Annotated in this window: 28 protein-coding genes and 4 pseudogenes; 20 read left to right on the top strand and 12 right to left on the bottom strand. The window is 71.2% G+C overall.

All coding sequences use genetic code 11. The features are described 5' to 3' along the window. Positions 1-613: 613 nt before the first annotated feature. Both KVT44_RS19970 and KVT44_RS19965 read left to right on the top strand, forming a co-directional pair. Entirely contained in the window at positions 614-1,525 is a 912-nt protein-coding gene (locus tag KVT44_RS19970; protein WP_308314050.1) for a polyprenyl synthetase family protein, read from the top strand. A 208-nt stretch (positions 1,526-1,733) separates the two neighbouring features. Next, the gene (locus tag KVT44_RS19965) at positions 1,734-2,585 is read left to right on the top strand and encodes a hypothetical protein (RefSeq protein ID WP_229888688.1); all 852 of its coding nucleotides are present in this window, start codon (positions 1,734-1,736) and stop codon (positions 2,583-2,585) included. Positions 2,586-2,630: 45 nt separating this feature from the next. Here KVT44_RS19965 and KVT44_RS19960 read toward each other — a convergent pair whose 3' ends face one another. Both KVT44_RS19960 and KVT44_RS19955 read right to left on the bottom strand, forming a co-directional pair. Then, complete coding sequence (locus tag KVT44_RS19960) at positions 2,631-3,527, bottom strand: M56 family metallopeptidase (protein ID WP_217567985.1); 897 nt, start codon at positions 3,525-3,527, stop codon at positions 2,631-2,633. After that, complete coding sequence (locus KVT44_RS19955; RefSeq protein WP_075029673.1) at positions 3,524-3,907, bottom strand: BlaI/MecI/CopY family transcriptional regulator; 384 nt, start codon at positions 3,905-3,907, stop codon at positions 3,524-3,526. The genes KVT44_RS19960 and KVT44_RS19955 overlap by 4 nt, the downstream gene beginning before the upstream one ends. A 198-nt stretch (positions 3,908-4,105) precedes the next feature. On the opposite strand from KVT44_RS19955, the gene KVT44_RS19950 reads away from it, so the two are divergent. After that, a complete protein-coding gene (locus KVT44_RS19950) occupies positions 4,106-5,611 on the top strand; it encodes a hypothetical protein (RefSeq protein WP_217568049.1) in 1,506 nt (501 codons plus the stop codon). Then, positions 5,608-6,555 (top strand): lysylphosphatidylglycerol synthase domain-containing protein, encoded by a 948-nt coding sequence (locus KVT44_RS19945; protein ID WP_099919844.1) that lies wholly within the window; start codon positions 5,608-5,610, stop codon positions 6,553-6,555. The genes KVT44_RS19950 and KVT44_RS19945 overlap by 4 nt, the downstream gene beginning before the upstream one ends. Before the next feature lie 70 nt (positions 6,556-6,625). On the opposite strand, the pseudogene KVT44_RS19940 reads toward KVT44_RS19945, so the two are convergent. Further along, positions 6,626-6,766 (bottom strand): annotated as a pseudogene (locus KVT44_RS19940) (DNA-binding response regulator); the annotation flags it as partial. Positions 6,767-6,922: 156 nt separating this feature from the next. On the opposite strand from KVT44_RS19940, the gene KVT44_RS19935 reads away from it, so the two are divergent. Both KVT44_RS19935 and KVT44_RS19930 read left to right on the top strand, forming a co-directional pair. Then, on the top strand, positions 6,923-7,381 hold the full coding sequence (locus KVT44_RS19935; RefSeq protein ID WP_217567984.1) for an ATP-binding protein: 459 nt from the start codon (positions 6,923-6,925) through the stop codon (positions 7,379-7,381). Between the two features lie 39 nt (positions 7,382-7,420). After that, the gene (locus KVT44_RS19930; RefSeq protein WP_217567983.1) at positions 7,421-8,248 is read left to right on the top strand and encodes a hypothetical protein; all 828 of its coding nucleotides are present in this window, start codon (positions 7,421-7,423) and stop codon (positions 8,246-8,248) included. A gap of 37 nt (positions 8,249-8,285) precedes the next feature. Here the strand turns inward: KVT44_RS19930 and KVT44_RS19925 are convergent, their stop codons facing one another. From KVT44_RS19925 to KVT44_RS19910, 4 genes are all read right to left on the bottom strand, one after another. Next, positions 8,286-9,650 (bottom strand): sensor histidine kinase KdpD, encoded by a 1,365-nt coding sequence (locus KVT44_RS19925; protein WP_217567982.1) that lies wholly within the window; start codon positions 9,648-9,650, stop codon positions 8,286-8,288. Next, complete coding sequence (locus KVT44_RS19920) at positions 9,647-10,309, bottom strand: response regulator transcription factor (protein WP_190168026.1); 663 nt, start codon at positions 10,307-10,309, stop codon at positions 9,647-9,649. Before KVT44_RS19920 ends, KVT44_RS19925 begins: the two co-directional genes overlap by 4 nt. Before the next feature lie 79 nt (positions 10,310-10,388). After that, positions 10,389-10,997 carry a phosphatase PAP2 family protein gene (locus tag KVT44_RS19915; RefSeq protein WP_217567981.1) on the bottom strand — a complete coding sequence of 203 codons (609 nt, stop codon included), beginning with the start codon at positions 10,995-10,997 and terminating at the stop codon, positions 10,389-10,391. Then, positions 10,994-11,695 (bottom strand): DedA family protein, encoded by a 702-nt coding sequence (locus KVT44_RS19910; RefSeq protein ID WP_164331836.1) that lies wholly within the window; start codon positions 11,693-11,695, stop codon positions 10,994-10,996. The genes KVT44_RS19915 and KVT44_RS19910 overlap by 4 nt, the downstream gene beginning before the upstream one ends. 116 nt (positions 11,696-11,811) lie before the next feature. Between KVT44_RS19910 and KVT44_RS19905 the strand changes: the two genes are divergently transcribed. The 7 genes from KVT44_RS19905 to KVT44_RS19875 are packed head-to-tail and all read left to right on the top strand — an operon-like array spanning position 11,812 to position 16,182. Then, positions 11,812-12,198, top strand: coding sequence for a BlaI/MecI/CopY family transcriptional regulator (locus tag KVT44_RS19905; RefSeq protein WP_075029680.1), 387 nt, complete (start codon positions 11,812-11,814; stop codon positions 12,196-12,198). Next, positions 12,198-13,139 (top strand): M48 family metalloprotease, encoded by a 942-nt coding sequence (locus KVT44_RS19900; protein ID WP_217567980.1) that lies wholly within the window; start codon positions 12,198-12,200, stop codon positions 13,137-13,139. Before KVT44_RS19905 ends, KVT44_RS19900 begins: the two co-directional genes overlap by 1 nt. 15 nt (positions 13,140-13,154) lie before the next feature. Continuing rightward, entirely contained in the window at positions 13,155-13,376 is a 222-nt protein-coding gene (locus KVT44_RS60035) for a carboxymuconolactone decarboxylase family protein (protein WP_217567979.1), read from the top strand. Further along, complete coding sequence (locus KVT44_RS19890) at positions 13,373-13,891, top strand: NAD(P)-binding domain-containing protein (protein ID WP_217567978.1); 519 nt, start codon at positions 13,373-13,375, stop codon at positions 13,889-13,891. Before KVT44_RS60035 ends, KVT44_RS19890 begins: the two co-directional genes overlap by 4 nt. Continuing rightward, a complete protein-coding gene (locus KVT44_RS19885) occupies positions 13,858-14,112 on the top strand; it encodes a hypothetical protein (RefSeq protein ID WP_217568057.1) in 255 nt (84 codons plus the stop codon). Before KVT44_RS19890 ends, KVT44_RS19885 begins: the two co-directional genes overlap by 34 nt. 55 nt (positions 14,113-14,167) lie before the next feature. Then, positions 14,168-15,649, top strand: coding sequence for an AlkA N-terminal domain-containing protein (locus tag KVT44_RS19880; RefSeq protein WP_302832070.1), 1,482 nt, complete (start codon positions 14,168-14,170; stop codon positions 15,647-15,649). A gap of 50 nt (positions 15,650-15,699) precedes the next feature. Then, on the top strand, positions 15,700-16,182 hold the full coding sequence (locus KVT44_RS19875; RefSeq protein WP_217567977.1) for a methylated-DNA--[protein]-cysteine S-methyltransferase: 483 nt from the start codon (positions 15,700-15,702) through the stop codon (positions 16,180-16,182). Here KVT44_RS19875 and KVT44_RS19870 read toward each other — a convergent pair. Further along, the gene (locus tag KVT44_RS19870; protein WP_190168031.1) at positions 16,179-16,910 is read right to left on the bottom strand and encodes a Sir2 family NAD-dependent protein deacetylase; all 732 of its coding nucleotides are present in this window, start codon (positions 16,908-16,910) and stop codon (positions 16,179-16,181) included. The two genes, KVT44_RS19875 and KVT44_RS19870, sit on opposite strands and share 4 nt — an antisense overlap. Positions 16,911-17,355: 445 nt before the next feature. Here KVT44_RS19870 and KVT44_RS19865 point away from each other — a divergent pair. Next, positions 17,356-17,511, top strand: a pseudogene (locus tag KVT44_RS19865) (DUF4291 family protein); the annotation flags it as partial. Positions 17,512-17,639: 128 nt separating this feature from the next. Next, a complete protein-coding gene (locus tag KVT44_RS19860; RefSeq protein WP_217567975.1) occupies positions 17,640-18,773 on the top strand; it encodes a hypothetical protein in 1,134 nt (377 codons plus the stop codon). 384 nt (positions 18,774-19,157) lie between these two features. Here the strand turns inward: KVT44_RS19860 and KVT44_RS19855 are convergent, their stop codons facing one another. Continuing rightward, positions 19,158-19,445, bottom strand: a complete 288-nt coding sequence (locus tag KVT44_RS19855) for a DUF1905 domain-containing protein (RefSeq protein WP_190168033.1) — start codon at positions 19,443-19,445, stop codon at positions 19,158-19,160. A 4-nt stretch (positions 19,446-19,449) separates the two neighbouring features. Further along, on the bottom strand, positions 19,450-20,226 hold the full coding sequence (locus KVT44_RS19850; protein ID WP_217567974.1) for a DinB family protein: 777 nt from the start codon (positions 20,224-20,226) through the stop codon (positions 19,450-19,452). Between the two features lie 16 nt (positions 20,227-20,242). Between KVT44_RS19850 and KVT44_RS19845 the strand changes: the two are divergent. Further along, positions 20,243-20,667: pseudogene (locus tag KVT44_RS19845) on the top strand (DUF4291 domain-containing protein); the annotation flags it as partial. A 188-nt stretch (positions 20,668-20,855) separates the two neighbouring features. Here KVT44_RS19845 and KVT44_RS58130 read toward each other — a convergent pair. Next, complete coding sequence (locus KVT44_RS58130; protein WP_254649603.1) at positions 20,856-21,020, bottom strand: DUF5958 family protein; 165 nt, start codon at positions 21,018-21,020, stop codon at positions 20,856-20,858. Between the two features lie 192 nt (positions 21,021-21,212). Then, a complete protein-coding gene (locus tag KVT44_RS19840) occupies positions 21,213-23,021 on the bottom strand; it encodes a S8 family serine peptidase (RefSeq protein WP_308314049.1) in 1,809 nt (602 codons plus the stop codon). A 25-nt stretch (positions 23,022-23,046) separates the two neighbouring features. Between KVT44_RS19840 and KVT44_RS19835 the strand changes: the two genes are divergently transcribed. The 4 genes and pseudogenes from KVT44_RS19835 to KVT44_RS19820 all read left to right on the top strand — a co-directional run bounded on the left by KVT44_RS19835 (position 23,047) and on the right by KVT44_RS19820 (position 25,984). Beyond that, positions 23,047-23,559, top strand: a complete 513-nt coding sequence (locus KVT44_RS19835; RefSeq protein ID WP_217567973.1) for a hypothetical protein — start codon at positions 23,047-23,049, stop codon at positions 23,557-23,559. A gap of 476 nt (positions 23,560-24,035) precedes the next feature. Next, positions 24,036-24,182 (top strand): annotated as a pseudogene (locus KVT44_RS19830) (DUF4291 family protein); the annotation flags it as partial. 314 nt (positions 24,183-24,496) lie between these two features. Then, positions 24,497-25,534, top strand: coding sequence for an NADP-dependent oxidoreductase (locus tag KVT44_RS19825; protein WP_217567972.1), 1,038 nt, complete (start codon positions 24,497-24,499; stop codon positions 25,532-25,534). 48 nt (positions 25,535-25,582) lie between these two features. Continuing rightward, complete coding sequence (locus KVT44_RS19820) at positions 25,583-25,984, top strand: MerR family transcriptional regulator (RefSeq protein ID WP_217567971.1); 402 nt, start codon at positions 25,583-25,585, stop codon at positions 25,982-25,984. Positions 25,985-26,082: the final 98 nt, after the last annotated feature.

The raw sequence follows: 26,082 nt of genomic DNA, 5'->3' as shown, positions 1-26,082 counted from the left end.
GTTCAACCCCAGGCCCGGCCCGAGGCCCGACCCGAGGGCCAGCCCAAATACCCGACGCGGACCCCAGCGTCATGCCAAGCCTCAACCCGGCTCCGGGACTCAGCCCAGTTCCCATCCCGGTCCCGGGGCTCAGCCGAAGCCTCGACGCGGCCCCGGGGCTCAGCCCACTCCCCACCCTGGCCCCCAGCCCCAGCGCGGGCCCCACCGCGAGCCTGTGACCGACCCCCACCCTGGCCCCCGGCTCCAGCCCGGGCCTGAGCCCCACTGCGGGCCTGTGCCCGACCCCCCGCCCGACCCCCGACCCAGCCCCAGCCTCGGCCCTGTCCCCAACCCGCACCCCAGCCCCAACCCCAGCCCCGACCCTGCGCCCAACCCCAACCCGCACCCCAGCCCCAACCCCAGCCCCGACCCTGCGCCCAACCCCAACCCCCACCCCAGCCCCAACCCTGCGTCCAACCCCTGCCCCAGCCCCGGCCCCAGCCCCGTGCCCGTGCCCGCGCCTGTCCCCGGGCTTCAACGTCCGTCCGGATCCCCACCCGATCCCCCCTCGCCCCGCGTCGAGTTCGCGGAGCTTCTGGAGGCGGAGTTTGTTCGGCGGTGGCCGGGGCGTTCGGTGGGGCTGGATGCCGTGCACCGGTACGCGATGGTCCCGCCGGGCAAGCTCCTGCGGCCCTCGCTGATGCTGCACGCGGCGCTCGCGGTGGGTGGGGAGTTGGGGGCGGTGCTGCCCGCCGCCGTCGGTATCGAGGGGGCGCACGTCGGCAGCCTCCTGCACGACGACATCATCGACCGCGACACCCAGCGGCGCGGCCGCGCGGCCCTCCACACGGAGTTCGGACCCGCCCAGGCCGTCGTCGCGGGCAACGCCCTGTTCTTCTCCTGGTTCGCGGCGCTCTCCGAGTGCCGTCGCCTGGGGGTGCCCGCCGACCGTGTCGAACGCGCCATGGCCGTGCAGGCCGAGGCCGGGGTGGCGATCTGCCGGGGCGCCTTCGACGAACTGGCGATGCGCGGCGACCTGGAACTGGGCGTGGGCGCGTACGTGGCGATGGCCCGGGCGAAGACCGCCGTGCTGCTGGCGGCCGCCTGCCGCGTGGGCGCCGTTCTCGGCGGTGGTGACGCCCCGACGACGGAACTGCTCGGCGACTTCGGCGACCACCTCGGGATCTGCTTCCAGATCCGCGACGACGTGCTGCCGTACGACCCGATCGCCGCACGCGCCATGGGCAAGCCCTCCGACAGCGACGTCCGCAACCGCCGCCCCACCCTGCCCGTGCTGATCGCCCACCGCCGCGCGGACCCCAAGAGCCGCGCGGCGCTGCGCCATGCCCTGCTGGACGAGACCGAACCGGAGCTCGCCCTGTGCCGGATCCGCGCCGTGCTGGAGCGGACCGGAGCCCTGGACACCGCGCACGCGATGGCCGACGACTACGCCCGCAGGGCCCGCGAACTCCTCACCCGACTGCCCGCCACCGCCCACGTGGCCCACGTCCGCGCCCTGGCGCTCCTCACCTGGCCGGCGCACTGAGCCGTAATGGATCACCAGGAGCCTGAGAGGGGTGCCTGCGCGGGACGGCCTCCCGGAGGCATGATCGCGCGTTCAGGATGCGTTCAGGCTGCGACCGCCACGTCGATCGGCGTGGCGCGCAGGCATGCGCAACACTGAGCCGATGGACACGCGGCCTCCTGCGGCCGTGGCCCTGGGGGGACGTCGATGCACCCCCCAGGAGCGAACGTTGGACAAGACGGAACGCGTCGCCGACCCCCAAGTCGCCGACCCAGGCGCCTCCGTGATGAAGAAGCTGCCGGAGGTGACCCTGGCCTTCTGGATCATGAAGATCGCCGCGACGACACTCGGCGAGACCGCGGGCGACCTCTTCGCACAGACCCTCAAGCTGGGCTACTTCCTCACCACGATCCTGCTGTTCCTGATCTTCGTGGTCACGCTGGTCGTGCAGCTCAGGTCGCGCCGGTACAACCCCTTCTTCTACTGGACGGTGATCCTTTCCACCAGCATGGCGGGCACCACGATGTCCGACTTCATGAACCGTGACGCCAGCGCCAAGTACCTCTCCGGCGGGGCCACCTCGCTGGGTTGGGGTCCGCAGGGCCTGGGTCTCGGGTACCCCGCGGGCGCCGCGATCCTGATCTCGCTGCTGGTCGTGATCTTCACCGTCTGGAAGTTCACCGGGATGACGTTCGTCATCCGCGACATCGTGACCTTCCGGGCCGAGGCCCTCTTCTGGTCGGCGATCCTCGTGTCGAACACCCTCGGCACCTCGATGGGCGACTTCCTGTCGGACAGTTCCGGGCTCGGTTACGCGGGCGGCGCGCTGCTCGTCACCGGGCTGCTCGCGGTCCTCGTCGCGCTGATGGGCGTCCCCGCGGTGCCGAACGTGCTGCTGTTCTGGATCGCCTTCGTCCTCACCCGCCCGCTCGGCGCGACCGCGGGCGACTTCCTCACCAAGCCGACCGCCAAGGGCGGGCTCGACCTCGGTACGGCGGGTTCGTCGGCCGTGCTGTTCGCGGTGCTCGTCGGTCTCATGGGCTACGCCCACCTGCGGGAGCGCAGGACGCTCGCCACCTGAGACCGGCGAGCCAGGCCTGATCCGAAAGGCACGCCCCGACAGCCCCTACCCCGGCAGGCTCTCGCCGAGCATGCGCAGCAGATCGCCGGTGGCGTCCAGCGCGCCGAACGCGGGCAGGGCGCCGAGGGCGAGGACGGCCACGCCGATGGACCACAGGTTCGGCGGCGGGGCCGTCTGCAGGGCGGCGATCCGGCGGGTGACCGCGTGTTCGGAGAAGCTCAGGGCGCAGCCCGGCCGGGCGCGTTGGGCGACAAGGGCGGCCCGGGCGAGGGCGCGGGCGGTGGTACGGCGGTCTCCGACGCGCCGCGCGGCCTCCTCGTCGGCCCAGCGCTCCACCAGGAAGGCGACGGTGGTGCGCACGGGTGCGAGCACCGGGTTGGCGGCGGCGGCCAGGGTCACCGCGGTCGACAGCACCGAGTGGCGATGGGTGAGATGGGCGCGCTCGTGGGCCAGCAGTACGCGCCGCTCCGCCGGTTCCAGCGCGCCGAGCATGGCGGCCGTGACCAGGATCCGGCCCGGTGTGCCGGGGATCGCGAAGGCCCGGGGCGTCGAGGAGGCGGCGACGATGAGTTCACTGTCGGGCGGATGCCCCTCGCACAGCCGATCGAGGACGCGGCGGGTCGCGTAGTGGGCGCGCAGGGCGCGAACGAGCCGGAAGCCGATCAGCCACAGGAGCATGATCGCGACGACGGCGATCGCCACCGGGACCGGTTCGGGCAGCCGCCGCCCGTCCTCACCGGCCTCCGTGGCCACGTGCGGCGCCTCGTTGACCAGGGTGGCGGCGAGCAGGAGCAGCGCCCAGGTGGAGGCGGTGGCGGCCAGCACGGCGGCGATGGTGAGGACCCGGGCGGCCAGCGCGGGGGAGACCTTGAGGCCCACTTGCGGTGCGATTGCCGTCAGCAGCAGCGGCAGGACGAGGGGGATGTAGACGTCGATCCTCACATCCCGCTCCCCCCGAGGAGATCCCGCAGGGCCTCTTCCTCCTGGGGGCTCAGGCCGGTGACGAACTGCTGGAGGGCCGCGATCGGGTCGGGTCCCCGGTCGAGCGCCTCGTGCATGGCCTCGGCGGTCAGTTCGGCGGCGTTCTTCGCGGGCCGGTACGCGCCGCGTCGACCGTCGACGTCACGCAGGACCAGACCCTTGTCGTACAGGCGTTTGAGGATGGTGTGAACGGTGTTGTAGGCGAGGTTGCCGCCGATCTCACCCTGGATGTCGGCGGGGGTGAGGGCCTCCTCGGTGGCCCAGAGGGCGGCGAGGACCTCGCTCTCCAGCTCACCGGCGCTGCGTCGTTCCGCTCTGCCGTGGGGGCCTGTGCGAGCCATGTCCGTCACCTTACAGCGCGTAGGGGCGCGGGGGGTGGTGAGGGCGTACGAGTGCGCCCAGGGGCGAACGAGGGTGTGTCCCCGGACTGCATCCCCGCTCGATCCACGGTAACTTGACCGTGTTTTGCGCAACTTCCTCCTTCACCCTACGTCTTGTAGGGTGAAGAACCCTACAGAATGTAGGGCGAAGGGTGGATGATGGCCAAGACCGTGAACCTTCCGCTCATCGGCGCCCATCGCCACAGTCCGCCCTCGACGGGGCGCATCTTTGGACGGCCGCACGGTCAGCAGTGGCTGGCCCTGGTCGCGGGCGCCTTCACCCTGGCCCAACTGATCCTCGTACGGCCGGGCATGGGGCTCGGCTGGGACGAGACCGTCTACGTCAGCCAGGTCGGCTCACATGCCCCCGCCGCCTTCTTCAGTGCCCCGCGCGCCCGCGGAGTGTCGCTGCTGGTGGCACCGATCGCGTCCTGGTCCTCGTCCACCGCCCTGCTGCGTGTCTATCTGGCGGTGCTCTCCGGACTCGGCCTGTTCGTGGCGCTGCGCGTCTGGCGCGGACTGTTCCCCGTGCGGGTACTGGCGGCGGCGGGCGCCCTGTTCGCCACGCTCTGGGTGACCCTCTTCTACGGCCCGCAGGCCATGCCCAACTACTGGGTCGCGATCGGCGCCCTGGCCTGCGTCGGCTGCTTCCTGCGCGCCCAGGCCGACCGCTTCGACCGGGCGGCGCTGTGGGGCGTGGGCCTGAGCGCCGCGCTGATGGCGTGGATGCGGCCCACCGACGCGGTCTATGTGACCCTGCCGCTGCTCTTCCTCGTCGTGTGCGTACGCCGCTGGTGGCGCCCGAGGCTGCTGGTGGCGCTCGTCGCGGGCCTGGTCGCCGGCGCGGGCGAGTGGGTCGTCGAGGCGTATGTCAGCTACGGCGGCCTGGCCCAGCGGCTCTCCGACGGCTCCAGGATCCAGGGCGGCCTGGGCTGGAACATAGCCTTCGGCGACCAGTTGCGCAGCCTCGGCGGGCGCGTCCTGTGCCGTCCCTGCACCGGGGCGATGCCCGCCCCGCCGGTGATGCTGTGGTGGTTCGCACTGCCCGTCGTGGCCGTCCTCGGAGCGGTGATCGCCGTCAAGGCCCGGCGCGGGGTGAACAGCCTGCTGCTCCTGGCCTGCGCCGCGGTGGTGGGTTTCCCGTACCTCTTCATGATCGGATACGCGGCGCCGCGCTTCCTGCTGCCTGTCTACATCCTGCTGGCCATCCCGGCCGCCGACGCCCTGATCCACCTGGCGACCGCGCCCGGCGGCGGTCGGCGACCGGTGGCCGCCACCCTGGTGGCGCTCGGCCTGGCCGGGCATCTCGCGGTGCAGTTCGCGGTGCTGGAGCACACCGTGCACGGCACCACCGTCTCCCACCAGGACTGGGCCGACACCGCGACGCAGCTGCACCGGATGGGGGTGAAGCCGCCCTGCATGCTGACTGGCTACGAGGACGTCCCGATCGCCTTCTACACCGGGTGCTCCTCCGTCGACACCGGCGGCCACAACGCCAACACCACCGCCGACGCCATAGTGCGGGCCGGACAGCGGATCCCGGTCGGCGTGCTGACCACACCGGGCGAAAAGCCACCCGCGTACGCCCGCACGTGGGAAGCGCACCGCGTCGGCCATCTGATGGTGTACGTCGCACCCGCCGTCCAGGCAGGCGGAGCGACATGACCCTCCTTCCGCCCGGCGCCCCGGCGACAGCCGTGACAGCCGCGAGCAGGCGGGTCTCCCTGCATGCCGCGGTGACCCTCGCCGTCGTGGTGGGCGCGGTCTGTCTCGGCCGGCGCCACTGGCCGGTGATCGCGACCGGCGCCGGTCGGCTGGCCGTCGCCGACCGCGGCTGGCTGCTCGTGGCGGCCGTCGCCACCGTGGCGACCTGGGTGTGTTCGGCGCTCGCCCAACAAGGGGCGGTGACCCGGCCGTTGCCCGCCGGGCAGCTGGTGGCCGTCCAGTTCGCGGCCTCCGCCGCCAACCATGTGCTGCCCGCGGGCCTCGGCGCGGGCGCGGTCAACCTCCGCTTCCTGACCCGGTGCGGTCTGCCGGTCGTCCGGTCGGCGACCGCGCTCGGTGTGAAGGCCACCGCCGGGGCCGTCTCGCGCGGCTTCCTGATCGCCGTGCTCGCGCTGGCCTGCCCCGGCCTGCTCCGTCTGCCGCACATCTCGGCGACGGCGGTCGCGATCGCGCTCGCCGTGGTGGTCACCGCCGCCGTACTGCTGCGCGGGCCGTTGCGGCGCGCGCTGCGGGCCGTGCTGGCCGACGTCCGCGCCGTGCACGAGGTCCCGGCGCGCGCGGCCGCGCTGTGGGGCGGCTCGCTGGCCTTCGCCGCGCTGCACGCCACCGTGGTCGTCGCCGTGGCCCAGGCCCTCGAACTGCCGCTGCCCCCGGCCCAGGTGGCGCTGGCGTACCTCGCCGCGAGCAGCGCCGCCGTACTCCTGCCCACGCCCGGAGGGATCGGCTCCCTGGACGCGGCGCTCGCCGTGGCCCTCACGCTGGCCGGAGTCCCGGGCAGCGCGGCGGCGTCGGTGGTCCTCGGCTACCGGCTGCTGACGGTGTGGCTGCCCCTGATCCCCGGGCTCCTGTCACTGGCCGTACTGGCCCGCCGCAAGGTCCTCTGAGCCCGCCGCAAGGTCCCTCCGGGACTCCGGCGCCGCCCCGCTGCCAGCGCTCGCCGAATGCCGTGGCGCCTCAGGGCGGTTCAAGCCGGTAGCCGTGCCCCAGCAGGGTCGTGATGCGCGGTGTCCGGAACGGACGGGACGCCGTGTCCGTCAGCCGGCGGCGCAGTCCCGCCATGGTGACGTCGAGCGTCTTCGTCGAGCCGAACCAGTTGCAGCTCACCCTGGAGGCGGGGCTCGCGCAGGACGACGCCCGGCTGCGCCCCGCACTGGAGGAGGCGCTGGACGCCACCCGGCGGCTGCACGACACGGTGGAGGAGGTGCTGCGGCTCGCGGGCTCGCGGGCTCGCCCGGCCCGCCGGGTGCCGTCGTGCGCGACCGGTCCGTGGTCCACCTCCTGGCGGAGACCGACGCCCGGTGGCACGGTCTCTTCGCCCAGGACGGCAGGCGCCTGGACTGCGGCGTCCAGGACGCCCCGGCGGACGTCCTGGTGCCCGGCGGGCCCGTCGCCGAGATCCTCGGGGTCCTCCTGGACAACGCCCGTACGCACGGCCGCGGCAGCGTCCGCGTCACGGTCCGCGCCCTCGACGACGCCCTCGACGACGCCCTCGCCTTCGACGTCGCCGACGAGGGAACGGTCACCGCCGAGCCGGAAGGACTGTTCGCGCGCGGACGGACCGGCGGCGGCAACGGCGGTACGGGCATCGGTCTCGCCCTCGCCCGCGACCTGGCCGTGTCGCTCGGCGGCAGACTCTTCCTGCCGGGCGGCGACCCCACGACGTTCACACTGCTCGTCCCTGTCGTTCCTGTCGCCCCCGCCACCCGGTAGTCAGGATGTGTTCAGGGTCCCGCTGGCAGGGTCGGCCTCATGACTGAGACTTCTGAGACGCCCGGGGCTTATGTCCGCAGTGGGGCGGCCCCCGGCCACCGCCTCCGCTGGAACAAGGTTCCCGAGGTCACCGCGTACTTCTGGATCATCAAGGTGCTGTGCACCACGGTCGGCGAGACCGCGGCGGACTTCCTGAACTCGAACCTGGGCATGGGCCTGACCGGCGTGTCGCTGCTGATGAGCGCGCTGCTGATAGGGGTCCTCGTCGTCCAGTTCCGCACGAAGGCCTACCGGCCCGGCGTGTACTGGTTCGCCGTGGCCCTGATCAGCGTCGTCGGCACGCTGATCAGCGACAACCTCACCGACAACCTGGGCGTGTCGCTGACGACCTGCACCACCGTGTTCGCCGTCGCCCTCGCCGTCGTCTTCGCCATCTGGTACCGCCGCGAGGGAACGCTGTCCATCCACAGCATCGACACCGTGTCCCGCGAGGCCTACTACTGGCTGGCCGTGCTGTTCACCTTCGCGCTGGGCACCTCGGCCGGCGACCTCGTCGCGGAGAAGATGGCCCTCGGATACTGGGTCTCCGCGATCCTCTTCGGCCTTGCCATCGCCGCGGTGGCGGTCGCGCACTTCGCGCTCGGCCTGAACGCCGTGCTGAGCTTCTGGACCGCGTACATCCTGACCCGCCCGCTGGGTGCCTCGATGGGCGACTACCTCTCGCAGCCGACCGGCGACGGTGGCCTGGGCCTGGGCACCACGGTCACCAGCGTGCTGTTCCTCGCGGTCATCCTCGCTCTGGTGGTGTACCTGTCCATGACCCGCAAGGACGTCACCGCGTCCGAGCGGGAGCTCAGCCTCCAGTAGGGGCCGCGAGCAGAGGTCTTCAGACGGGACGACGTGCTCAACCCGCGGGAAGCGTGACCACGAACGTCGCGCCGGAGGATCGCCGACCGTCGTGGTCCACCTCCCCGCCGGCGGAGCGGGCCAGGCGTCGCGCCAGCGGCAGCCCGAGGCCCGCCCCGCCGTGTCCGTCCTCGGGATCGGCGCGCCGGCCGGGCTGGAAGAGCTGCGCCGCGAACGACGCCGGTACGCCGGGACCGTCGTCCCCGACCTCGACGCGTACGCCGCCGGGCCGAGCGCGGGCCAGGATCTCGACCCGGGTGCGCGCGTGCCGTAGGGCGTTGTCGAGCAGCGGGCTGACGATGCGCTCCAGAAGGGCGTCCGGCACCCCGGCAGACAACCGCGCGTCGCAGGCGGTGACGACGACCTCCACGCCCACCTTCGTGGGGCCGAGGCGGTCCACCAGGCGGTGCAGCACCGGCAGCACGTCGGCGGTGCCGGGCGCGGTCGCGGCGCTGTCGCGGGCCTCGTCGAGCAGGGTGTCGCAGATCGTGCGCATGGACTGGGCCGCGTCGGCGATCGCCGCGTGGGTGGCCTTGGTGTCGGCGTCGGAGCGGGGACGGGCTCCCCACCAGTCGAGCTCGGCGATGATCCGGGCGAGCGGGTTGCGCAGCTCGTGCGACAGCTCCCGGGTGAGCTGCTGCTCGTGCCGTAGCAGCGCGCGGATGCGGTCGAGGAGGGCGTCCAGCGAACCGCCCAGCTGGGCGAGTTCGGTGGGACGGGTCACGGCGCCGAAGCGCTCCTGGGAGGCTATCGCGCTCCACTGGGTGGCGTGCTCGGTCATCGAACGCACGGGACGCAGGGCGCGGCCCACCGCCAGCCGCGTCAGCGCGTAGGTGCAGGCGAGCATCGCGGCGTCGAGGGCGAGGGACGCGAAGAGCATCGTGTCGGCCGAGCCGCGGTACGGGGAGAGGTCCAGTGCGGTGACGACGGCGGCGGCGCCCTTGCCACCGGGCACCGGGCGCGAGCACAGCCGTACCTCGCCGTGACTGTGCACGGTGACGCAGTGCCGGGCACCGCGCGCCACGAGCCGGCCGGCGGCGCGGGTCAGCGGGCTGGTGGCGGTGGCGGACGAGGGCTTCTCGAGCAGCCGGCCGCCCGAGTAGATCCACACGTTCGTGTCGAGGAGTTCCTCGCCCGGGGTCTCCAGGACCCGCACCCGGGAGCCGTCGGTGACGACGGTCGCGGCGACGGCGGCGGCCCGGGTGCGCAGCTCGTCGTCCGCCTGGTGCTGAAGGTGACGGCGCACGACCGTGTTGAACGCGACCGTGAGGATCACCATCAGGATCGTCGCCGTGGTGAGCGCGACCAGGGAGAGCCGGCCTCGCAGGGTGCGCGGCCACCATCGTGAGGCGAACGCCCTCATGACAGCCGGTGGCCGATGCCGCGCGCCGTGGTGATGGCCAGTGCGCTGCCGCCGTCCCGGAGCTTGCGGCGCAGCCGGGTCAGATACTGGTCCAGCGTGTTGTCGCTGACCTGGGCGCCTTCCGGCCAGCCGGCCCTGATCAGCTCCCGCCTGCGGACGATGTCCCCGGACCCCGCCATCAGCGCCGCCAGCAGCCGGAACTCCGTCGGGGTGAGGCCGACCCGGGTGCCGTCGACGGTGAGGCTGTGCCCGACCGGGTCCAGGACCAGGTCCCCGGCCGTGGTGGCCGGGAGCGGTCCGCTGCGCTTTAGCGCCGCCCGCAGCCGGGCGGCCAGCTCCGTCAGGTGGAACGGCTTGGGCAGATAGTCGTCGCCGCCGGCCGAGAAGCCCGCCAGCCGGTCCGTGAGGTGGTGATGGGCGGTCAGGAAGATGACGGGCGAGAGGAAGCCATTGGCTCTGATCGCCTGGCACACGTCCCGCCCGTCCGCGTCGGGCAGCCCGACGTCCAGCACGGCCGCGTCGACGTCGTCCCCGGCCAGCCGCAGCGCGGTCGCCCCGTCCGGGGCGGGCACGGTGTCGAAGCCCTCCTCGCGCAGCCCGCGCAGCAGGACGTCACGCAGGGCGTGATCGTCCTCGACAACCAGGATCGTGTGCCGCATGGTCCTCCTTCAGCCGCTCCGGAAGGGTGCTTGCCTGTTCCCCGTAGCCGTAGCCGTAGCCGTAGCCGTAGCCGTAGGCCTACGCCGAGACCAGCAACGGCCGCAGCAGCCGCGAGTCCGTCAGCCGGCCCGCCAGCGGGTCGGAGAGTCTGCGCAGGAGAGTCGTCAGCAGCATCGCGATCAGCGTGCCTACCAGGACACCGGCGACCACGTCGTGCGGATAGTGCGCGCCGACCCAGACCCGGGAGACGGCCATCAGACAGGCGCCCAGCAGGGCTATGGTGCCGAGGCGACGGGAGACGTAGAGCAGGGCCACGGCGGCCGCGGCGGCGATGACCGTGTGATTGCTGGGGAAGGACCAGTCGCCCGGCGCAGGACACGCCTCCAGCGTTTTCACGTGCAGGCTCTGGCAGGGGCGGTCCTCGCGTACGACCATCTTGAGTAGGGAGTTCACCCCGAACGCCACGACGACGATCACCGGCACCGCGAGCGCGACCATCGCCGCTTGGGCGCTGCTGCGACGCGCCTGCCACCAGCCCACGAGCATGAGAACGGCGAACAGCGCCAGCCCGTACGTCGACCAGGCGGACACCAGGCTGTCCAGCCAGGACGGGGAGTCATGGGCGAGATTCACCACGTAGGTGTAGGTGGAGCCGTCGATCGACGACCCGTTGAACGCGAGGATCATCCCTCGGCACCCTTCTCCGCGGTCGTGGCCGCGGCCTTGCGGGAGCGGCGGAACTCGGCGGCCAGCGGGATCAGCGACACGATGACGATCACGGCGATGATCGGGAGCAGATAGCGGTCGACGTTCGGAATCGACGAGCCCAGTGCGTAGCCCGCGAGGGTGAGGCCGATGCTCCAGACGAGACCGCCGACGACCTGCCACACGGTGAACGTGCGGGCGGGGACCTGGAGGGCGCCCGCCATCGGGTTCAGCACCGTGCGCACGACCGGGACGAAGCGGGCCAGCACGATCGCCTTCGCGTGGCCGTACCGCTCCAGCAGTTCCTCGGCGCGCTTGGCCCCCTCGTGCAGCCGGGGCGAGCCGCTGCGGGCGAGCAGCGCGCCGCCCGCCTTGCGTCCGATGAGATAGCCGCACTGGGAGCCGGCCAGCGCGCCCACGGCGGCGCAGACCAGGAGCGGCCCCAGGGAGAGCTTCAGTCCGCCGTGGCCCGACCCCGTGCACAGCAGGCCCGCCGTGAACAGCAGCGAGTCACCGGGCAGGAAGAAGCCGATCAGCAGCCCTGTCTCCGCGAACATCACCACGCCGACACCCAGCACACCGAAGGCGGCGAGCAGTGACTGGGCGCTGAGGATGTTCACCGCCAGCTCCGACCCGAGCTGTGATCCGAGCTGTGACGCTGCGAACAAAGGTGCGGCCATCGCCGGGAGCCCTCTCATACTGGACGGGCGGGCGCAGTCGTGACGGCACCCGAGTGACTACAATCCTGTAGACGGTCTACTGAACTGTAGACGATACCGGGGTGAGGATCGTTCCCATGACCAGCGCGAAGGACGAACGCCGACCGGCGGGTGAGCTCGAGGCCTCCGTCATGGCCGCCCTCTGGGCCGCCGGCGCACCCCTGACTCCGGGCCGCGTCCAGACGGAGCTCGGCTCGGGGCTGGCCCGTACGACGGTGACGACGATCCTGTCGAGGCTGCACGAGAAGGGGATCGTCGGCCGGGAGCGGCAGGGCCGCGGCTTCGCCTACTTCCCCGTCCAGGACCCGCACGGCCTCACCGCCCGCCGCATGCACACCGAGCTCGACCGGGACGAGGACAGGGAGACGGCGCTCGCCCGGTTCGTCGCCCAGCTCAGCCCCGACGACGAGCGCCTCCTGCGTGATCTTCTGGAATCGGGTGAGCCACTAGAATCGGGTGAGTAATGACCACTCTGCTGATCATTCCGCTGCTCATCCCGCTTCTGCTGCCCTTCGCGCTGCCGGGGCTGGCCCGCCGCTGCCTCGACCGCCTCGCTCCGGTCGCCGCCCTGTGGGCACTGACCCTCACGGTCCTCGTGCTGGCCGGCGCCTCCGTGGCCGCGCTCGGCGCGCTGCTCCTCACCGGTCTGCTCAAGCTGCCGGTCCTGGCGGGCCTCGGTGACCTCGTTCACCCCCTGCGCACCCCGTCGAACCTGATCGTCCTGCCGCTGGCGGCGGCGGCCACCGGCCTCCTGACCGTCGGCGCCGCGACCCTCGTACGCTCCGCCCTGCGCCAGTTGCGCGCCTTCCGCAGCGCCCGCAGCCAGGCCGACCGCCGACCCGCCGCGGGCGACCTGTGCGTGATCGAATCGCCCCACCCGGACGCGTACGCGCTGCCGGGCCGTCCGCACCGCATCGTCGTGACCACCGGGATGCTCCGCAGCCTCTGTCCCGAAGAGCGCGAGGTGCTCTTCGCCCACGAGCGGGCCCACAACGCGGGCAACCACCACCGCTTCCTCGTCGCGGCCGAGATTGCCGCACACTGCCACCCCGGGCTGCGCGCGGTCCGCGACAGCATCGCGCTGGCCGCCGAGCGCGCCGCGGACGAGGCCGCCGCCACGGCGGTGGGGGACCGGCGGCTGACCGCGCGCGCCATCGCCCGCGCCGCCCTCGCCACCACGGCCGCCCGCTCCACCCGCCCCGACTTCGCCGCCGCCGCGACCACCGGACCCGTACCCCAGCGGGTCGCGGCCCTTCTCGCGGCTCCCGGGCGCCGCCCCCGCGCCGCCTCCTGGATCGCCGTTCTCCTCGTCGCCTGCGCGACCGTCTCGGCCTCCGCGGCGGCGACCGGCGTCCTCACCTTCCACCACGAGGTGGAGATCGCCCAGGGCGAGGAGACCCGCTGACCCTTCCGGGTCGGGTTGCCGGGGCAGGGCCTGACGCCCGTTTGTTTCCCCGACGCCCCTCTGTTTCCTCGCGGAATCTTCATTTACGCGCACGCGAGCAGTTCACCGCGCACCGGCGGCACCGACGAGGAGATCGACGAGATGCTGTTCCAGATCTCCGCCTACTGCGGCGTGCCCGCCGCGGTCGCCGCCCGGCACGGCGTCAAGGCCGTACGGGCGGAGCGTGAGGGAGCGTGACGGCCGGGGAGGCACCGGTGACGGTCGGCTTCGTGGGCCTCGGCAACATGGGCGGGGCGCTGACGGCGAACGTGCTCGGGGCCGGCCTCGACCTGGTGGCCCACGACGCCGCGGGCCCGCGGCGCACCCCACCGGGTGCCGTCCACGCCGCCGACGTGGCCCACGTCGCCCGCCGGGCGGACGTGGTGGTGCTCAGCCTTCCCGACGGCACGGCGTCCGAGGCGGTGGCGCGCGAGATCGTCGCCGCCCCCGGCCGCCGTACCACCCACGTCGTCGACACCTCGACGATCGGGGTGAGCGCCGCCCGGTCCGTCGCCGCGCTGCTCGCCGCGAGCGGGGTCGCCCACGTCGATGCCCCGGTGTCCGGGGGTGTGGCGGGCGCCCGGGCCCGCACCCTCGCCGTGATGTACGCCGGAAGCGACGAGGCCTGCGCCCGTGTCGAGCCCGGTCCTCGCCGCCCTGAGCGACCGCCGCCACCCGGGTGGGCGACCGCCCGGGGCTCGCCCAGGCCCTGAAGCCGGCGAACAACTTCCTCGCGGCCACCACACTTGCCGCGACCAGCGCGGGTACGTTCATCACGGTCCTCGTCCTGTGGGACCTGCTCGGACACCTCCCGCTGCCGCTCGGCGTCGCGGGCCACGAGGGCTCCACGGTGCTGGTCGGGCTGAACGGGCTGCGGCTGCTGCGGGAGTCCGCATGGCGTCGGCCGGACGGAGGCCGACCTCGGACGCTGTGAGGTTGATGTCGGATTCTCGCCAGCCCCGGCCTCGCGGGTGCCCGATGCTTGAGGCATGCGGAATGGGATGCACACCGACATGGAGCGCTGTGTGCGCGCTGTCCAGTCGAAGGACGCGCGCTTCGACGGATGGTTCTTCACAGCGGTCCTGACCACGCGAATCTACTGCCGGCCGAGCTGCCCCGTGGTGCCGCCGAAACCCGAGAACATGACGTTCTACCCGAGCGCGGCGGCCTGCCAGCAGGCCGGGTTCCGGGCCTGCAAGCGCTGCCGTCCGGACACCAGCCCCGGCTCGCCCGAGTGGAACCAGCGAGCCGACCTCGTCGCCCGCGCGATGCGCCTGATCGGCGACGGGGTCGTGGACCGCGAGGGCGTTCCGGGGCTGGCCGGCCGGCTCGGCTACAGCATCCGCCAGGTCGAGCGGCAGCTACTGGCCGAGCTGGGCGCGGGACCGCTCGCGCTCGCCCGGGCCCAGCGCGCCCAGACCGCCCGGCTGCTCATCGAGACCACCACGCTCCCGATGGCGGAGATCGCCTTCGCGGCCGGGTTCTCCTCCATCCGCACCTTCAACGACACCGTGCGCGAGGTCTTCGCCCTCGCCCCGAGCGAGCTGCGCGACCGGGTGCCGAAGAAGCGCGCCCCGGCCACACCGGGCGTCCTGAGCCTGCGGCTGCCCTTCCGCGCCCCGCTCAACCCCGACAACCTCTTCGGCCACCTCGCGGCGACCGCCGTACCCGGTGTCGAGGAGTGGCGCGACGGCGCCTACCGGCGCACCCTGCGCCTGCCCTACGGCCACGGGATCGTCGGGCTCACCCCGCACGTCGACCACATCGCCTGCCGCCTCACCCTCAGCGACCTGCGCGACCTGCCCGTCGCGATCAGCCGCTGCCGCCGCATGCTCGACCTGGACGCCGACCCGGTCGCCGTCGACGACCAGCTGCGGACGGATCCGGTGCTGGCGCCCCTGGTGGCGAAGGCCCCCGGCCGCCGGGTGCCGCGCACGGTCGACGAGGCGGAGTTCGCCGTACGGGCCGTCCTGGGCCAGCAGGTCTCCACCGCCGCCGCCCGTACCCACGCGGCCCGCCTGGTCACCGCGCACGGCGAACCCGTCGAGGACCCCGAGGGCGGCCTCACCCACCTCTTCCCCTCCCCTCAGGCGCTCGCGGCCCTGGACCCGTCGTCGCTCGCGATGCCGAGCACCCGCCGCACCACCTTCACCACGCTCGTACGCCAACTCGCTGACGGCTCCCTCCACTTGGGAGTGGAGAGCGACTGGGCCGAGGCCCGCGCCCGCCTTCTCGACCTCCCCGGCTTCGGCCCCTGGACGGTCGACGTCATCGGCATGCGCGCCCTGGGCGACCCCGACGCGTTCCTCCCCACCGACCTCGGGATCCGGCGCGCGGCCCAGGAGCTGGGCCTGCCGTCGACCCCCGCCGCCCTGACGGCGCGCGCGGCGGCGTGGCGCCCGTGGCGGGCGTACGCGGTCCAGTACCTGTGGGCGACGGACAGCCACCCGATCAACTTCCTCCCCGTATAAGCGACTTCAAGCACATGCAGATGGCTTCAAGCGACTCGAAGGTACGAACTGTGAAACAGCACGCGGTCATCGACAGCCCGTACGGCCCCCTCACCCTCGTCGCCGACGACGGCGTCCTGTGCGGCCTCTACATGGTCGGCCAACGCCACCGCCCGCCGGAGGAGACCTTCGGCGAACGCGACGACACGCCCTTCGGCGAGGTCACCGACCAGCTGACGGCCTATTTCGAGGGCGAGTTGAAGGAGTTCACCCTCGAACTGCGGATGTCCGGCACCCCCTTCCAGCGCAGCGTCTGGGGTCAGCTGCGCCGGATCCCCTACGGCGAGACCCGCTCGTACGGCGAATTGGCCGAAGCCCTGGGCAACGCGGGCGCCTCCCGCGCGGTCGGCCTCGCCAACGGCAAGAACCCCATCGGCATCATCGTGCCCTGCCACCGCGTGGTCGGCGCGAACGGAAGCCTCACCGGATACGGCGGCGGCCTGGACCGCAAGCAGCGCCTGCTGGACTTCGAGAGCGGCACGGCACTCTTCTAGCTCTCTTCGCCCAGGGTGCGCAGCAGCTTCGGCAGGGCGGTCCCGATCGGCTCCCGTACGACCTCGTCGGCCCGGTCGTCGTACGGCGTCGGCTCGGCGTTGACGATGATCAGCCGGGCTCCGTGATCGGCGGCGACACCGGCGAGCCCGGCGGCGGGCTGCACCTGCAGACTGCTCCCGACGGCGATGAACACCTGGCACGCCTTGGTGATGGCGACCGCCTCGCCGAGGACCACAGGGTCGAGCCGCTCGCCGAACATCACGGTCGCCGACTTGAGGATGCCGCCGCACTCCAGGCACAGCGGATCGTCCTCACCGGCCTCGACGCGGGCGATCGCGTCCTCCATCGGGCCCCGCTTGTGGCACTTGGTGCAGACGAAACTCCGCGCGGTCCCATGCAGCTCGAGGATCTTGCGTGCGGGCATGCCGGCGAGCTGGTGCAGTCCGTCCACGTTCTGGGTGATCACCCGTACAGGCACGCCGGCGCGCTCCAGGTCCGCCACGGCCCGGTGCGCGGCGTTCGGCTCGGCTTGGAGGGCGCGGTTCTTGCGTCGCATCTGCCAGGACCGCCGCCGGATCTCCGGATCGCCCATGTAGTACTCGTACGTGACGAGCTTCTCGGCCTCGGGATTGCGCCGCCACAGTCCGTTCGGCCCGCGATAATCGGGGATTCCGGAATCGGTGGAAATACCTGCGCCACTGAGGATGGCTACTAGAGGGCTGCCCATGGGCCGAGAGTAGGACGCCTGCCTGGTCAGAGCGAGTGGATATCGGGGCGTGCCCCTCGCGCGTCGGCTGTGCCGGTCGTCCAAGGGGCATGTCCCGCGCACACAGCCCTTGCCTCCTGGCTGTGGGAGGGGAGCGACTCCTACCGGGCTGAGCCGTACCACCAGCAGCATCATTCAAGCAGTAAGACGGACGGGTACTGCGGGCCGGACCGGCCTGGGTCCGGCTCGATCGGGCGTGGCGTCGATCGCCGTTCGCGCGATGCCACGGCCGAACTGCCTCACCGAAGAGGCCGAACCACCGATGCGCGGCAGCGGCCACGAACGTGCTGGCCGTGCTGCCGGCGAGGTCCCTACCTGGCCTCACGCCCGCTGAGGCAGGGGACGCCACCACGACATACGCAAAAATCCATGGCCACCTGAACCTGCCAACCCCACGCTGTACGCCATGCAAGAACCACAGCGCGGGATCCGAGCGGCTTACGCAGAGTCCACGATCACCGTCTACCAGGCGTACTCCCCGAAGATCGGCCTGCCCGCGGTGCGCCAAGGTCGTTTCCCCGCCGGGTGGAAGCGGGACCGCATGACGTGGATCATCAAGCCGCGTTGACAGACTCCTGTCGTCGCCTGCGTCCGGGGGGCATGGACGCCTTTCGTACACGGGAGAGCGCCTGAGTCCCTCCAGCCGTGGGCGACGAGTCGGTGTCAGTGCCCCCTTCTACTCTGCCGGCCATGAGCAGATGGATGGGGAACACCCAGGTTCTGGCAGAACAGGCCGCTCAGTACCGGATTCTGGCCGAGCACGGCGATCTACCAGAGCTGTCCCGCGCCATCATGCGGGCCGCTTGCAACAACGGCGCCATGACGGGTGTGGGAGTGGAGAACATGGAGCTCCTGCGGGCACTGCCCGACCAGGACCGGCTGGAGCTCGCCGGCACATGGGCCCGTTGGTACGCCCACGTGGAAGACATCTGGTCGGCCGGGGAGTTCAGGCGGGATCCGGGTTACCTCCGCGCCGAACTGCTCATGGCCGCCTCGGGAGTCGTCCGCGGCCTTGACGGGGACCTGCTGGCCGCCGAACGCCAGGAACTCCTCTCCGGGTTGAGGGACCAGTACCTCATCTGGTCGTTCCACCGGATCTGGGAACTGGCCGAGGCGGAACTCGCAGCCGGGCGTACTCCCGACCCGGCCGTCCTGGCTGCCTTCCGGCGCACCAGTGCGGCGGCGCACCTGCCGGGTTTCCGTCGCACGCATGCGGCCGCGAACGGCAAGGAACCCGGAATGCAGAACTTGCTGTCCCATTTCCCTGGTCCGGCGCTCAACCCTGGTGAGCCGTGGGCCGACACTGCTCTCCGGGAAGCATCTGCCGGAGGGGAGCCGTGGCAGCGGCTGCTGGAGCATGCGGCCCCGGCGACGGCCGCCGCACCATCGGCGAAGTGGAGAAGGACCGGATCAGCCCTTCTGGACGCCGTTGGCCCGGAGGAGGCGCGACGAGCAGTGCACAGGTGGTTGGAGTTGGCTCATCTTGATCGAACCATCCCGCTTCTCGGCCATCCGCACCTCCTGTTCGATGTGAACGCGTATTTCGACCCCTACAACTCCCACGTGCTGCGTGGACTCGCCTGGATGCTTTCCCTCCTTCCGCCTCGGCCGGACACCGCCCATACCCTCGTCGGCCTCGTCGAGACCTCCCTGGATCATCGGTCCGGAAACGCTCCCCGCTCGCCTCAAGTGGCCGAGGCGGGCATCGTCGCCCTGGCCCTGATCGGGGACCGGACAGCACGGACGGAGCTGGAGACCCTGAGCAGATGGGTCACGCACGAAGGAACATTCCGGCGCATAGACAAAGCGCTCGCGGGGCTCTGACAAGGCCGCGGCCGCCCTTGCCGGCCACCCTGGCCCCCTCCAGTGCGAGACGGGGCCGGGGTGGCGCAACTTCCACTCCCACCACTCCGGAGCTTCGAGCATTCGGGTTCCCGCCCGCCGGGCAGACTCTTGCTGTCGCGACAGGCAGTCATTTGTCTCCGTGGACACGCAGCACGGACCAGAGCCGAGGAAGCAGCGCCGAGACCTCACCGGGCTGGACCAATCCTGTCGTGAGCGCCGCTTCCAGAGCGGGTCAGCCCGCGTCTGCCTCCGCTTGGCGAGGGTTTGTGAGCGAGGCTTGACGTAGGTCATCAAGCCGCCTTCACAACCTCTTTCGCGTGGCTGAAGAACGGACCTGGCATACGCCGCACCGACTGCCCGGAGCTACAGACAGACGGTCAACTCCACGGTCACGTCGTCGCCTGTCGAGAGGCTCTGAGGCTTACGCACGGCGTTCTTGAGCGGCAGTAGGTAGCCGCCGCCCCTGGGGAAGAGCGACGTTCTGAAGGCGACCTCTCCGACCCGGGCCTCGACCGGGATCACGCCCCAGCCGTACGTTGCCAGCGCGGCCACCTCGCGGATGTCGGCGGACTCCTCGTCCGGCACGGGGACGAAGTAGTACGGTGACGGCCCGCGCCATTCGATCATCCGGCCGGTGAAAACGAGCTTCACGGCGTCAGCCCCGTTCCTCGAGAACGGCCAAGTCACGCTCGGCGTACATGCGGTGCCACCACTCCTCGTCAAAGACGACCAGCAGGCATTCGCGGACGGGGAAGGTCTCGCCCTCGTCCGGCCAGCCGGGACCCACGAGCGGCTCGGTCCGGCTGTCCAACTGCTCGTCGGTCAGGCTCTCAACCACCTGCCGCATCATCGCCATCGCTTCCAGCCTCAGGTCGAGCGCCTCGTCGAGAGACGGTCGCGCGTCACGGTCGCACGGCACTCCCGGCCGGGGACCCATCTGGTCCCACGGCAGGGACAGTGGGTGCCAAGGGCTGGGATCGCCCAGGACGCAGCGGCCGACCCACGACTCGGTCGCGAACGCCAGGTGTCGCAGGGTCTGGATGAACGACCACTCGCCGTCGACCGACTCGTGCAGCCTCTCCGGAGGCAGCCGGCGCGCCCGCGCGACGGTGGACTCCCATAGCCGCTCGTTGAGATCCCAGCCCTTCCGGAACCCCTCGGGGGTGGCAGGCCGGAACCTGAGGCGGTCGGGGTAGCGGCGGTCCAGCTCGGCCTCCACCAACGGCGCGACGTCGACCCCGTTGACGACGAGGTTGTGGATCTCGCCGTCGATGGTGACGTCGACCATCTCGACACCGCGCATCACGACTCGGTTGAACTCACATGCCCGGAACGTCGCCCCGTTCAGGCTCACCGTGGTGAACCGCGCCCCCGTCATGTCCGCGCGCTCGAACTCCGTGCCGCGGAAGCCGGTGAAGTCACGATCGCTCATGGAGCTCAGAATAGGGCTGAGGTGTTGCCCACCGGAGGAGGACTCCAAGGGCTGTAAGGGCTGTAAGGGCTGTGCACGAGGCTTGACGTGGATCAAGCCGTCCTTTCTGTGGATGATGTACCGCTGCGGCTGGGCGACGAAGGCCGGGCAGGAGACTGTCCTGGCCATCGAGATCACCCGCGACGGCTTCGAGTGGGCACTGCGCCACGCCTGCCTGTCGAGCTACGTGCGCGGGCTGCACCCCGACCGCAGCACCTGGCAAGGTCAACTCAAGCGCGCACCGACCCGTGTCCAGTGGGACCCCGAGCGTGATCTGCACCTGCGCCCCCGACGTACCGCTCACTCCAACTCGGCCTCTCCGGCGAGGCCGTTGGGCGTTACGCGGACGAGTGGACGGTGGCCATCAGCGACGTGACTCCGCTCGCCCGAGAGATCCGCAGCACAGAGGACGCCTGGTACGCCGAACCGGAGGATGCCGGAGTGATGGTCTTCACGAAGGACGGGTACCTCTCGCTCCTGGAGATCTACTCTGCCTCCAGCGAGCCGATCAGCACATGGTGGGAGCCCTGCTTCGTCGAGCGCTGAGGACGGCCGCGAATCCCGTCGGTGTGGCTCCCACCGAAGGATGCTCATGTAGGGGCCGGCCCGGCATCCTCGCTAGCGGCCGGCTGGTGCCACTCATGGCTGCACCCGCCGACGCAGTAGCGCTCGCGCCGACGGGTGTCCGCGATGGCGAACAGTGCGACCAGCAGACGAAACGCCCTGGCACGGTCGTAGGACGGCAGATCGGCCATGTTCAGCCGCCATCGCGTCGCGTCCGCTGAGGACTGAATCTCGCGCCCCCCGACCCAGTGGTCGGCAGTGCCTCGACATCAGCAGGATTCCGGCCCGGTACTGCGGGTCTGCTGGGACGCGTGGCAAGTGCATCGGCGCCCGTCCCCTCAAGGCGGGCGCCGTTGCGTGCGCTTGCTGTTGTGGGCGTGGGCCTAACCGGCCATGGACGAGGCGTACGGGGACAAGGCCGGAGCGAGTTGCACTTGGACGGCCAGGCCGAGGGCGACGAGGGCGTCGGGGAGGCCGCGTCCGACGCGGGCCGCCTCCACCGTGCCAGGGGCAGCCAGCGGCCGGCAGCTGCCGGCGATGATGTCGAACAGGTGCTGCACCCGGCCAGGTCCGCGTGGCAGCAGTTGGCCGTGGAAGTCCTCGTGGTGGGCGAGAACGAGGGCGGCAAGACCGGCGACGTGGGCCGACGCCGTGCCGGTGCCGTCGAGAGCCGTGTATCCGCCGAGCGGCGCGCACGACAGAACTGCCACGCCGGGGGCAGCCGCGTCGACCCCGGGGCCGTAGCAGCTGAACGGCGCGGCGAACAGCCCTTCCGGTGTCAGCTGCGGGCCCGAATGGGTGGCTTGGGATGTGTCCGGTGGATAGGACCCGAAGACTCCCAGGGCGCCCACGGTGAACACGGTGGGCAACGACCCCGGGAAGGCGACCGGTCCAGCCGTGTCGCCCGCCGGGGCGACGCAGGCGATACCCGCCGCGTTGGCATCGGCAAGTTTGCGTGAGACCAGCGCCGACGAGTACGGGGTCGCCACCGCGATATGGGCGATGTCGACCTCGTGTTCGATGCAGTGGTCCAGAGCGGCGATCACGTCGCTGAAGCAGCCGTCGGGCACGACCTGACAGACATCGATCTCCGCGTCGACCGCGATGCCGATGACGCCCGTGCCGGTGTCCGCCCCGGCGATGATGCCCGCTGCGTGGGTACCGGTGCCCACCGTGTCGTGGGCCCAGCCCTCTTCCGTGCCGCGTACGAGATCGGCCCCGGAGCGCACCCGTTGTTTGAGATCGGGGTGCTCGGCGGCGACACCCGAACCGATGACCGCGATCTTGATCCCGAAGGCACGGAATGTGGGAGGCAGCCGGTCCAACCGCATGGCCTGCTGACCCCAGCCGTACTGCTGTCTTTCTTCCAGCCCTGGGTAAACCTTGGCCAGCGGGGTGAGGGTGACCAGGTTCTCTCGGGTCACCGACAGGTCCGGGCGATGGATCCAGCGGTCCGCGTAACCGCCCGCGGGCCGGACGTACAGGGACTGAATGGACTGCGGGGTCTCCGTGGCCATCAGGACGGTGGTCGTCCCGTCGGCCCCGGTGAGGCCCTGGCCCGGCCATGACGCCCCGATCAGGAACACCGCGGCGCCGGCCAGCGGTTCGCCCTCCGGGCCACAGATGCGCAGCGAGATCGCCACCGGTTCTTCCAGCGGGGCGACCAGCCCCGGATCACGGAGCGGCAGGACCCCCGTGGTCGGCCCGGCGGCGGGGCCGGTTCCGGAGAGCGGCAGGTCCGGCTCGATGTGCACGTGCAGCGACCGCATCGCCGGTACTTGAGCCTCGGCTGCCTCGACGACCGCGATTTCCGGGCAGGAGGGGGGCAGTTCGCCCGATTGCGTCTTCTCCGACGGCCGGAGTCTGCGCACCACTTTGACCTCGGGCATCCGGTCCAGTCGGTCACACATTGCGTCCATGCCGAGTTCGGGCACTCCCGGCGGGAGCAGATGCTGCGGCAGCGGTGTCACCATGTACCGCTCCCGGCGCGGCTGCACCGGGAGCGGTGACTGCGCGCCCTTCTTGCTTGGCCCCGCTTGCCTAGCCTCGGGTCCGGGCCCGCCCACCCCCGCACCCTCGGCCCCGCTCTCGCTGCCGTTTCCGGGCCTTTCCTTGACCATCGCGTCCACCTTCACCACGTCTACGTCGTCGTTGTGCTCCTGATCCGGCGGCGGGGCGGCTCGCGCTTCCACGATCTCGCGCTTCCACGGTGATGCGGTGTGCCCGGAGACTGCTCCGGGCACACCGCATCACGCCGCCCAAGGGTCAGCCGATGCCGTACGGCTGGCCCATCTGACCGAAGCCGAAGCCAGGCTGCTGGTACTGCTGGAACGGCTGACCGAACGACTGCTGGCCGAACCCGCCACCCCACTGCTGCTGGCCCTGCTGGCCCTGCTGGCCTTGCTGGCCCTGGTGGCCTTGGTGGCCCTGCTGGCTCTGCTGGAGCAGCGCCACGATCGCGGTCGGCAGCGCCTGCTGCACGGACTGTTCCACAGCGTGCTGAATGCCTGTGTGCAGCGAGCGGTGCAGCGCGAGAGCCAGGTACGGGTGCGCCTGCTGGGCCAATCCCTGCTGCTGGAGCTGCTGCTGGACCTGCTGGATCTGCTGGAACGTCTGCTGCAGTTGCTGCGCGACCTGCTGGCTCGCCTGCTGACACGCCTGCTGGATCGCTTGCTGGACCACCTGGGCGATCTGCTGCGAGCCGCCCATCTGCTGGCCGAACTGCTGTAGGGGTTGAGTACCGGTCATCACCGACATGAATGCTCCGTTCGATGTCACCACAGGAAAGCAGACATAAAGATTTTATGCCGCTTTGTCGGCATACCCGACGACCTGAAATTAAGGGGAGTGCGGCCCCACCGCAATCCGACGACTGCCTCCCGGGGAGGCATCCCGATCGACCGCCGACCCGGATCGCGCGCCGCCGACCGAGACGTACCGGGGGCGTCGTGCCCGACCGGCATCGCCCCAGCGCCGGAGGCAACGGACAAGTTGGCGATGACGCAAGCCCCCTCGCCTGATGACGCAAGCCCCTCGCCCGAAGAGGGCGGCCGTGGCACTGGCAACTCACACGGCGTTACGCCCTCTGGTCGGCGTACTACCGATCGCCACATCGATCAGCAAAGCGGCCGCACCTGCGGCAGCGATCGTCCTCTCGGCCGCCGGCCTGCTCTTCCTCGGTCCGCGGTCACGGCGCGAGGTGCCTCGTGAAGGCGAGTCGTTCGCGCGGTGCCACGGCATCCACGATCACCGTCTACCAGGCGTACTCCCCGGAAATCGGCATGCCCGCGGTTCGCCAGGACCGCTTTCCCGCTGCGTGGAAGCGGGACCGCACAACGTGGGTCACCAAGCCGCGTTCACAGTCCAACGAAATCGAGGCGCACGGAGTCGTGCATGATCAGGTTGCTGGGGTTGGAGCAGCGGCGGGAGGCAGGGTTGAGCGTCACGGGTGTGTGGGTCGTCGGCGCGGTGCCCCAGGGAATTCAGAGGTCGCGCGGCTAGGCGGTGTCGCCGGGCGGGAAGCAACACGGGGCCGGGCCCCGAGGTCATCGAGTCGTGTGCACTCCGTGCGGGCCAACACCCCGCTCGGCCTCCAGGTACGTCTCGAGGCCACCACCGGCCGGACGGCTTGACCTTGACGCATGGGTCAATCCCTAGCGTCGTCGGCATGGACACATCTTCGAAGAGCACAACGTTCTCCAGCCGCTCCGGCATCTCCCGTACCGGGCTGGAAGCCCGGCTGTTCGCACGGCCTGAGGGCCTGCCCGCTCCCGGGGACTTCGAGATCACCGAGGTCGCTGTTCCCCAACCCGCATCGGGACAGGTGCTGGTACGCAACCTGTTCATGTCGCTCGATCCCGGCATGCTCATGCTGATCGCGGGCGAGTCCAGCCTGCCGATGCCCCGCTATGAGGTCGGTGAGGTGATGCACGGCGATGCCATCGGCGAAGTGATCGCCTCCGCGGATCCATCACTTGACGAGGGCGACCTGGTGATGCACCGGCTCGGCTGGCGCGAGTATGCCGTGGCGCAGGCCGGGCTGTTCCGCCGCGTCGCCCCGGACGCCTACCCGACGCCCTCCACTTACCTGAGCTTCGGACTGGTCGCCTACGTCGGGCTCCTGGACGCGGCGGAACTACGGCCCGGCGACACCGTTTTCGTCTCCAGTGCGGCGGGGGCGACCGGGAGCATGGCCGGCCAGATCGCCCGGCTCAAGGGAGCGGCCCGGGTGATCGGCAGCGCCGGATCACGGGACAAGGTCGCCCATCTGACCGGGAGTCTCGGGTTCGATGCGGCCTTCGACTATCACGACGGACCGATCGTCGACCGGCTGCGCGAGGCCGCACCCGAAGGCATCGACGTCTACTTCGACAACGTGGGTGGCGAACAGCTGCGCGCCGCGATCGAGATCATGAACCCGCATGGCCGCGTCGCCGTGTGCGGAGCCCTCGGCCGGCAGAGCGAAGCCAGTCCCGGCGACCTGCTCAGTGTCCTCGGCAAGCGGCTCACCATCCGCGGCTTCACCGTGGGCGATCACCTTGAGCGTGCGCCGGAGTTCGGCGCGCAATTCCGTACGTGGCTGCGCGAGGGCGCGATCGTCCATGACGAGACGGTGATCGATGGGCTGGCCAACGCACCGCAGGCTCTCCTCGATCTGGTGAACGGCGCGTACACCGGGAAGACGGTGGTCCGGCTCGGGAGTTGACCTTGACGTACGGGTGAAGCTTTATGGTCGGACTCGGAGGTGGCTGCAATGCTGATCGGTGAACTGGCCGCGCAGGCCGGGACCACGACCCGTGCCCTGCGTTACTACGAGGAGCAGGGCCTGCTGGAGTCCGACCGTACGGCGGCGGGCTATCGCCTGTATGAGCCTGGTGCGGTACGCAGGGTCCGGAACATCCGTGAGCTGCTGTCCTGCGGGCTCACCGTGGAGGATGTGAAGTCCCTCCTGGCCTACCTCGACGCCGACCTACCCGAGGTGCTCTCCTACTCACCGCTGTGCGCCGACGGCTACGGCGTCGGCGTACAGCGGGTGGCTCAGCTGGAGGAGCGCATCGCGATCCTCACCGAGCTGCGCGACAGCCTCGTCCACCGGATGCCATGGCTGGCGCACTCGGCGGCACCCGGCGGCACCGCGGACGAGCAGGCCGCTTGATCGTGAAGTGCCGCGGCCTTTTCGGCCGGACAGGCAATCCGCGTCGGCACATCGAACGCACCAACGCCCGTCACAACGCCTTCAACCGGGTGCCGGCC

This window comes from Streptomyces sp. GbtcB7 (genome assembly GCF_019091445.1).
GTDB lineage: Bacteria > Actinomycetota > Actinomycetes > Streptomycetales > Streptomycetaceae > Streptomyces > Streptomyces mirabilis.
This window is presented reverse-complemented; position numbering and strand designations above follow the sequence as displayed.

Excerpts from the sequence above, each read along its gene's own strand:
- KVT44_RS19955 (WP_075029673.1), bottom strand. The coding sequence starts at position 3,907 with ATGGCTCGCACAGGCCCCCACGGCAGAGCGGAACGACGCAGCGCCGGT.
- KVT44_RS19950 (WP_217568049.1), top strand. The coding sequence starts at position 4,106 with ATGGCCAAGACCGTGAACCTTCCGCTCATCGGCGCCCATCGCCACAGT.
- KVT44_RS19945 (WP_099919844.1), top strand. The coding sequence starts at position 5,608 with ATGACCCTCCTTCCGCCCGGCGCCCCGGCGACAGCCGTGACAGCCGCG.
- KVT44_RS19930 (WP_217567983.1), top strand. The coding sequence starts at position 7,421 with ATGACTGAGACTTCTGAGACGCCCGGGGCTTATGTCCGCAGTGGGGCG.
- KVT44_RS19925 (WP_217567982.1), bottom strand. The coding sequence starts at position 9,650 with ATGAGGGCGTTCGCCTCACGATGGTGGCCGCGCACCCTGCGAGGCCGG.
- KVT44_RS19920 (WP_190168026.1), bottom strand. The coding sequence starts at position 10,309 with ATGCGGCACACGATCCTGGTTGTCGAGGACGATCACGCCCTGCGTGAC.
- KVT44_RS19915 (WP_217567981.1), bottom strand. The coding sequence starts at position 10,997 with ATGATCCTCGCGTTCAACGGGTCGTCGATCGACGGCTCCACCTACACC.
- KVT44_RS19910 (WP_164331836.1), bottom strand. The coding sequence starts at position 11,695 with ATGGCCGCACCTTTGTTCGCAGCGTCACAGCTCGGATCACAGCTCGGG.
- KVT44_RS19905 (WP_075029680.1), top strand. The coding sequence starts at position 11,812 with ATGACCAGCGCGAAGGACGAACGCCGACCGGCGGGTGAGCTCGAGGCC.
- KVT44_RS19900 (WP_217567980.1), top strand. The coding sequence starts at position 12,198 with ATGACCACTCTGCTGATCATTCCGCTGCTCATCCCGCTTCTGCTGCCC.
- KVT44_RS19880 (WP_302832070.1), top strand. The coding sequence starts at position 14,168 with ATGCGGAATGGGATGCACACCGACATGGAGCGCTGTGTGCGCGCTGTC.
- KVT44_RS19870 (WP_190168031.1), bottom strand. The coding sequence starts at position 16,910 with ATGGGCAGCCCTCTAGTAGCCATCCTCAGTGGCGCAGGTATTTCCACC.
- KVT44_RS19860 (WP_217567975.1), top strand. The coding sequence starts at position 17,640 with ATGAGCAGATGGATGGGGAACACCCAGGTTCTGGCAGAACAGGCCGCT.
- KVT44_RS19850 (WP_217567974.1), bottom strand. The coding sequence starts at position 20,226 with ATGAGCGATCGTGACTTCACCGGCTTCCGCGGCACGGAGTTCGAGCGC.
- KVT44_RS58130 (WP_254649603.1), bottom strand. The coding sequence starts at position 21,020 with ATGGCCGATCTGCCGTCCTACGACCGTGCCAGGGCGTTTCGTCTGCTG.
- KVT44_RS19825 (WP_217567972.1), top strand. The coding sequence starts at position 24,497 with ATGGACACATCTTCGAAGAGCACAACGTTCTCCAGCCGCTCCGGCATC.
- KVT44_RS19820 (WP_217567971.1), top strand. The coding sequence starts at position 25,583 with ATGCTGATCGGTGAACTGGCCGCGCAGGCCGGGACCACGACCCGTGCC.